At 45.1% G+C, this 7,010-nt stretch carries 6 protein-coding genes; 1 reads left to right on the top strand and 5 read right to left on the bottom strand.

What is annotated here, in order from left to right; genetic code table 11:
- Positions 1-293: 293 nt before the first annotated feature.
- The 5 genes from ACJ751_RS04140 to ACJ751_RS04120 form a co-directional block, all read right to left on the bottom strand.
- Positions 294-2,447: a gliding motility-associated C-terminal domain-containing protein gene (locus ACJ751_RS04140; protein WP_407744110.1), complete on the bottom strand. Its 2,154-nt coding sequence runs from the start codon at positions 2,445-2,447 to the stop codon at positions 294-296.
- 403 nt (positions 2,448-2,850) lie between these two features.
- Entirely contained in the window at positions 2,851-3,648 is a 798-nt protein-coding gene (locus ACJ751_RS04135) for an SOS response-associated peptidase (protein WP_407744109.1), read from the bottom strand.
- A 3-nt stretch (positions 3,649-3,651) separates the two neighbouring features.
- A complete protein-coding gene (locus tag ACJ751_RS04130; protein WP_407744108.1) occupies positions 3,652-4,143 on the bottom strand; it encodes a hypothetical protein in 492 nt (163 codons plus the stop codon).
- A 3-nt stretch (positions 4,144-4,146) separates the two neighbouring features.
- Entirely contained in the window at positions 4,147-5,409 is a 1,263-nt protein-coding gene (locus ACJ751_RS04125; protein WP_407744107.1) for a Y-family DNA polymerase, read from the bottom strand.
- On the bottom strand, positions 5,393-5,770 hold the full coding sequence (locus ACJ751_RS04120; protein WP_407744106.1) for a LexA family protein: 378 nt from the start codon (positions 5,768-5,770) through the stop codon (positions 5,393-5,395). Before ACJ751_RS04120 ends, ACJ751_RS04125 begins: the two co-directional genes overlap by 17 nt.
- 436 nt (positions 5,771-6,206) lie before the next feature.
- Here ACJ751_RS04120 and ACJ751_RS04115 point away from each other — a divergent pair, with 436 nt between their 5' ends.
- Positions 6,207-6,371 (top strand): hypothetical protein, encoded by a 165-nt coding sequence (locus tag ACJ751_RS04115; RefSeq protein ID WP_407744105.1) that lies wholly within the window; start codon positions 6,207-6,209, stop codon positions 6,369-6,371.
- The last annotated feature ends 639 nt before the right edge of the window (positions 6,372-7,010 follow it).

The raw sequence follows: 7,010 nt of genomic DNA, 5'->3' as shown, positions 1-7,010 counted from the left end.
TATAATTAGGATTACTCGAAAGGATGATGATTTGTATAAGGCGGGCCTGTTCAGTAGGAAGATTGGGTACGAATACTTGATTGAAATTGTTAATACAAAGATTAACCCGTTTTTTTAAATATGCAAGTGTTGGGCCGGAAAATTATTTAAACTTGATCGGGAATAAGACCGGGATAATGGATGGACTGGAAGTCTGGTGTTTGTGGGTTGAATTTCAGCGGGGTATGAAATAAAAAAAGGGTGGATCAACCGGTCCACCCTCTTTTATTTTATTATGTATTATCCCAGGAAGTTTATTTGACTACTGAAACAGTTCCTTTTACGCTAACCTTACCTGTTTGCAAAGTTCCGCTGATAGTGTAGCTATAGATACCAGAGGGAGCTTTAGCGCCTGCTTTGTTAGTTCCATTCCAACCTTTGCTGATATCGGTTGTTCTGAAAACTTCTTTTCCGGCAGCATCTACGATCACGAAGCTTGTTAAAGTAAAGGCAGGGTCAACAGCAGGGATTGAGAAGGTGCTGCCAGCTGTCAGTGTTCTTGGCATGGCGATCTTTTTCACTACTGTTACGGTAACCTCAGCTGTTCCGGCGCAACCACTGGCGTTAGTACCAGTTACTTTATAAACAGTGGTTTTAGCAGGTTTTACAATCGGGCTGGCTGTGTTGGATCCGGTAACACCAGTAGAAGGCGTCCAGGAGTAACTCGAAATAGGGGCGCCACCGCTGGTTGCTGTTAATTTAGCGCTGAAACCTTCGAATATTTTGATCTCTGTGTTTGATTTGATCTCAGGAGCAGTTCCCATTTTCACTTCAATTACGTTTGAAGTGATGGGCGCACCGCCGCAACCACCGGCTGCGCTTGCCATTACCACGCTTACTTTGTCGCCATCAACTAAAGAAGCATTGCTGTAAGTGGAGCTGGTGCCACCGGCATCATTACCGTTCACCATCCATTTATAGTTGGGTGCAGTACCACCATTGGTTACTTTCACAGTGAAAGTAGCAGGAGAACCGACACACATACCGTTCAGCGCAGGAGCAATTGCCAGGGTTGGCAGCGCACCACCGCCTGTAACAGTTAAAGCAGCTTTACTTGAGAACAAAGTGCGGCAGGCGTTATTGGCCACGGCGCGGTATTGTAAGTTGTTCATCTTGGCTGTGATTCCGGTAACAGTGAGCGTGCTGGTGGTTGTACCTGCGTAGCTTCCACCTTCTGCTATATCAGCCCATTCACCGTTTGTTTGTACCTGCCATTGGTAGTTGTCGGCATTGTTAGCCGCAACTGTAAAGGAGGCACTGCCACCAGCGCAAACCTGTTTGCTTACAGGTTGTGTTTCGAATGAAGGCATGGGTGCGTTACAAGATGAAACAATTTCACGAATTGTATTATTATAGCTATCTGTGATGAACACGTTACCGGCATTATCGGTAGCGATACCGATGGGGTACCAGATCTTCGCCAGTATAGCAGGACCGCCATCGCCAGCATAATCAGGAGCACCGGTACCTGCGATGGTAGTGATGATGCCTTTTGAACTGATCTTTCTGATAGCGTGGTTTTGATAATCAGAAGCATATACGTTACCAGCCGGGTCAACCGCCAAACCCTGGGGTGAACCCATCTGGAACTGTGCTTTGATAGCAGGGCCGCCATCTCCGCTGTAACCAGCTGTTCCGTTTCCTGCAAAAGTAGTAATAACACCCGCTGGGTTTATTTTACGAACAACTGAGTTGGAAGGATCGGCGATATAAATATTACCAGAGTAGTCTACAGCGATACCTGCGGGTTGCGTTAATAACGCTTTTGTCGCAGGACCGCCATCACCGGCGTAACCGGATCTTCCGGGAACACCCGCAATAGTGCTGATTACCCCTTGTTTATTTACTTTTCTGATGACTTTGTTAGAAGCATCTGAAATGTACAGGTTACCATCTTTGTCAACAGCAACGGCAGTAGGGCGATACAGTTTGGCTTGTGCAGCCTGGCCGCCATCACCACTAAAACCTTCTGTACCGTTACCGGCGAAGATGCTCATGATACCTGATGTAGTAACCTTCTTAATTACAGATGAGTTAAAGTCGGCGATGTAGATGTTGCCATCATTATCGATGGTCATACCAGTTGGCTGGGCTAACTGGGCTGCGGTGGCGGGCCCTCCGTCACCGGCTGTACCAGCGGTACCGTTACCAGCTACGGTGCTGATGATACCGTTGGAATTTACTTTCCGGATAACGTGGTTACGCATATCCGCGATGTAGAGGTTGTTGTCGTTGTCGGTAGCCACCGCCCTTGGTTGATTAAACCGGGCATTGTTGGCAGGACCGGCATCTCCACCATATCCGGGAGATCCTACAACACCGGCTACGGTAGTAATTGTTTGTGAGTACGCTACAGAGCTGCTTGCAAACAGAAGCAGGCCGTTAAATACGATCTGGTTGAGTTTCATGGGATTAACAGGATTAGTTTAATAACAGTAAAGTTATATTCATCGAAAAAATATAAAAAGTTTTCTATTCAGCCAATACCAATTTAATGTGATATTAACGGTATATTTCTACAGGTTCGATTCGTAATTTTCTATCGTAAATTTTCATCCAGAACAGATGTGGAAAAGCCTTAGGATGGGGGCGGGATTACGGCATCGCAATCAAATTATACTTTACCTGCTTCGCCGATGTGTACCGCGCTGTTCACCTGACAGGCCGGGATATACTAAATTTTCTGTTCTGCTACTCATTTTTCGGTTGCTGGCTTATCCACAGTGCGTTTGCTTCGATCCCCGGTTGTGAGAACTAAAGAACGGCCATTTATTTATATTATTGTTTCAAATACCGGATGTAGTGGTTTTACTATGAGAACAGGTTTTTTTGCTCCGTACTTTCATCAATGCCCAGTGGTGGCAGATTGGGCCATTCGTAGCGCGCTGTTTTTTCCCTGTTGTCGGGGCGGGGTTTGGTAGAACGTATGGTGAATACCGGCCAGTACTCCAATTGCTCCGAAGGCATCTCAAAATCAAGCACTTCCTGTATGTCTTCATCGGTTAAATCGGGCTGCAGCCATTTTAATTCCAGTTCTTTAGGAAGGAACATCGGCATGCGGAAAACGTTGGGGCCGCCATTATGAATTTGCTTCATCACGGAATTAGCCGACCGCGTAATAAGTGTAAAAGTACCTTTTATTTCACCGGTTTCCACATCGGGAATGGGAGAGTAATGATATAAACCGGGAATACAGAACATGGGCCGGTCTTTTATGTGGATAAAATAAGGCACTTTATTTTTCCACCCTTTTATTTCCCGGTGCTCGTAAATACCTGTTACCGGAATAAGACACCTTTTTGACCGGATCCTTCGCCAGAAAGACTTTTTATCGTTGATGATCTTTTCGCTTTGGGCATTGCACATGTATTGCCGGCCCTGTTTTATTTTTTCGGGTGTGTTCATGTAATCGGCAATCACACCCCATTCAAATGGCATTAATTTATAAGTGCCGCCATCATTAATTATAACGGGATATTTGCGATAAGCCTGCGCCATTACATGAATGGCCATATCAAAATCAAAATTAAGTTGCGGGTCAACCACCAGGTCGGGCAAATAATCTGTTATTAACTGAATGTTCGACGAAAACGAAATATCGTAACACATGCATCAAAAATTTTCAATTTCTGCGAGCGGTAATTTTACCTCATGAATCCCAAACTTTAAGGTAATGAAAAGTTCGCCAAACTGAACAAAAAGGTCAGCCTTTACCGCATCGCTGCGGCTGAGACTCCAGTCCATTTTTTGATTGATGTAATTGCGGATCTTAGCGGCAATAGGTGCGGTGGGTTTCCAGGGTTGTGGCACCAGTGGGCTGTAAATATGAAATCCTTCAGGCTGGCCGGCGGCAATGAACATTTTTTCATAATGCTCCGGCTCGTTTATATTATATAAAAACTTGTTGGGATCGTTGTCCAACGCATCATAATGCGTTTTTGCCCGGCTGTAATCAGTATAGTGGCTAAATAAAAAAGCGGCTTTGTTCAGGGGATCGAGCTGGTTTTTACCACGCGGATAAGTTTGGCGCACAAAAAAAGTATTGCCCGCTTTTATGAGCGATTCCAGCAACCGGGTTGTCAGCAAAACAAACGGATTGTGCATAGCTCAGATTTTTATGGTCAATACTTCCTCAATGCGGGTGGTGTAACAGGGCGATAATTTTAGTTGGCGCAATTTCCACCGCGTACTAAAACCCTGCAAGGCAAAGCGCACGGTATTTTTGCCAAACGATCTGTTCACCTTATCCAACACCTGCATCAGTTGCGAATTTCGTGCCCTGTTTTCGGTATCAAAAACACTGGCCTGTACTTCGGTGGCCGGTATCAATTCCATGGCGGTACAACCTGTTTTATTATAATTATAACCTGGCCTGTAAATGGTTTCAAAACCCTGGCGGGCATGGGTTATCAGTTCATTGGTGCTATTGGTGGCAACAGGTAAGCTAATGGTTAACGAACGGAAGTATTGTGGCTCGTTAGCGCGATGGGCGTTTGTTTGCACAAAGATCTGAATGGTATTGGTCACCAGCTGCTCACTGCGTAGTTTAGCCGCTACCATAGCGGTAAAATTGGCCAGCGCTTCCATTACTTCGTTTTTGTCGCTCAATACCTTTCCAAAACCACGGGCCACGCAAACCATTTTCTTTTTGGGTGGCATTTCTTCAAAACTAATACATGAAATACCCTTCAACTCATTATACATTCGCTGGCCAACTACCGACAAATTTTTCCGGATCCATTCTTCCGGCGCTTTGCTAAGGTCCCAGGCAGTGGTGAAGCCATGTCGGTTGAGCAGTTTCGTATACTGACTGCCGATACCCCAGATGTCTTTTACCAGCGTGTTTTGTAAAGTGAACTGCATTTTTTCTACGGTGTCAATACAATACACGCCCAGTTGTTTGTTCCTTTTCTTTACCAACCGGTTGGCCATTTTCGCCAATGTTTTGGAGGGCGCAATACCAATGGAAACAGGAATGCCGGTGTTTTGCATCACCGTGTTGCGGATGGTTTGCGCGTACCCGGTTAAATTATGATGCCGGAAGGAAGACAGATCTAAAAATGCTTCATCGATGGAATACACTTCCAGTTGATCGGCGAATTGCGAAAGGGTGCTCATAACCCGGTCGCTGAGGTCGCCGTATAAAGTATAGTTGGAAGAAAACACTGATACGTTGTGTTGTTGTAGAACCGGTTCTATTAAAAAAGAAGGCGCGCCCATTTCGATGCCCAGTTCCTTTGCCTCGTCTGATCGGGCAATTACACAACCATCGTTGTTGCTGAGCACAACAATGGGCCTGTTTTGGAGCCGGGGTTGAAAAAGCCGCTCGCACGAGGCATAAAAGTTATTACAGTCAACCAACGCGATCATTATTTTCATATTTATACTTCACTACCACGGCGGTTACCACCCCCCACACCTGCATATTCATTTCTTCGGTGACTACCAATGGTTTATAAATAGGGTTTTCAGGGTGCAGCACCAGCGATCTACGGGTTTGAACAATGCGGCGCACGGTGAATTCGCCATTTACTACTGCCAGCACTATCATGCCACTGGCGGGTTTTAGCGACCGGTCAACCACCAGCAGGGAACCATGTGGCATACAGGCATTGATCATGCTATCGCCGGAAACCCGGAAATAAAAAGTAGCGGTGGGATGCTGAACCAGGTATTGTGACAATTCAATCACATCCTCCTGGTAATCTTTTGCCGGAGACGGGAAACCCATAATTATTTGTTTGATTGCACACCAAAAGTACTAAGATTATTAGTAAATTTGTGCTAAGTAATTTAGTGGAAAACTTTATGGTTTCAATGAACCACTACCTTTTTTAAAAATGCAATCAGGGGGATGAGTTTGGTAAAATGCAGATGCTGAGTGGCTTTGGTAACAAAAGTAAGATGAATAGCCACTGTATCGATCGTAACGAATTTAGTTATAAACGGAACTTTTAAAAGTACTGGTTATAACAAAGAAAGTACAAAACATCCTTTATGAAATTTCAATATGAATTTGTTTTTTTCTTTGATAAATGGAAAGAGATCCACGATATAAAGCTGTAAAAATTTTGATTGAAGGGAAGCATATAACCGAATTCAAGGAAATCTTTACCCATGTGCCTAAAACTATTATGGCTCACGACCTGGGTACAAACAATAACCGAATGACTCGTTTGATTGCGAACGTTGATCAGTTTACGTTAGGTGATTTATACAAGATCAGTGATCTGTTGGATGTAGATTATAAGACGATTTTTACTTTGGCGCACACACAACATTTCGGGAACGACAAACGTGGTGGTAAAAAAAACCTTAACCGGCAGATCTGAGAACGCACAAGCTGGTAATCCTTCTTTGCTCGCCGAAGCCTTGGCGTAGGCGGGTCCGCCTTCGCTGCCTGTCGGCAGCTTCGGCGGACGAGGCGAAGCTCACCTTCACTAAGCTTCGGCGGGCGAAGCAATGTATCACTACTCCTCCCATGTCCATAAATGATTAGTAGCCCGGAGGGGTATAAGGGCTGTCCCGACTATGTCGGGATGGCCTTTTATATTTTATAGGAAAGGAAGTGGGGTGGGGAAGGCCCTCCTACGCTAAAGCTTCGGCGGGCGAAGCAGAGGGCAGACGGCAGGCGGCAGAAGGCAGAACCGCGACGCGGCAATCGGGCCTCACGCCAATACTCAACCTGTTAACTTTTTAGCATAGGCCCCGGCCCTCACGACCACGTCGGGAGGAACCTCACGATAATACTTAACCTGTTAACTTGTCAACCGTATCAACCCTATCACCTCTATCAACTTCCTACTTTTTACCGCCTACTATCTTCTTTCTTCTCAACTTCTTAACTCGTCAACTTATCAACTCGTCAACTGGTTAACTGATCAACTAATAAGTCAATATAACTTAATATAATGCTAATAACCGTATGCAGGTCCATGTTAGTTGTTGGTAATTTGGTAATAGGTTAAACC

The organism is Niastella sp. (assembly GCF_045805085.1).
Taxonomy (GTDB): Bacteria; Bacteroidota; Bacteroidia; order Chitinophagales; family Chitinophagaceae; genus Niastella.
Note: the sequence above shows the minus strand (reverse complement) of the source record. Positions and strands in the feature narration are given on the sequence as shown.

Bases quoted from the DNA above. Each gene is read 5' to 3' on its own strand.
- ACJ751_RS04140 (WP_407744110.1), bottom strand. From the start codon at position 2,447: ATGAAACTCAACCAGATCGTATTTAACGGCCTGCTTCTGTTTGCAAGC.
- ACJ751_RS04135 (WP_407744109.1), bottom strand. From the start codon at position 3,648: ATGTGTTACGATATTTCGTTTTCGTCGAACATTCAGTTAATAACAGAT.
- ACJ751_RS04130 (WP_407744108.1), bottom strand. From the start codon at position 4,143: ATGCACAATCCGTTTGTTTTGCTGACAACCCGGTTGCTGGAATCGCTC.
- ACJ751_RS04125 (WP_407744107.1), bottom strand. From the start codon at position 5,409: ATGATCGCGTTGGTTGACTGTAATAACTTTTATGCCTCGTGCGAGCGG.
- ACJ751_RS04120 (WP_407744106.1), bottom strand. From the start codon at position 5,770: ATGGGTTTCCCGTCTCCGGCAAAAGATTACCAGGAGGATGTGATTGAA.
- ACJ751_RS04115 (WP_407744105.1), top strand. From the start codon at position 6,207: ATGACTCGTTTGATTGCGAACGTTGATCAGTTTACGTTAGGTGATTTA.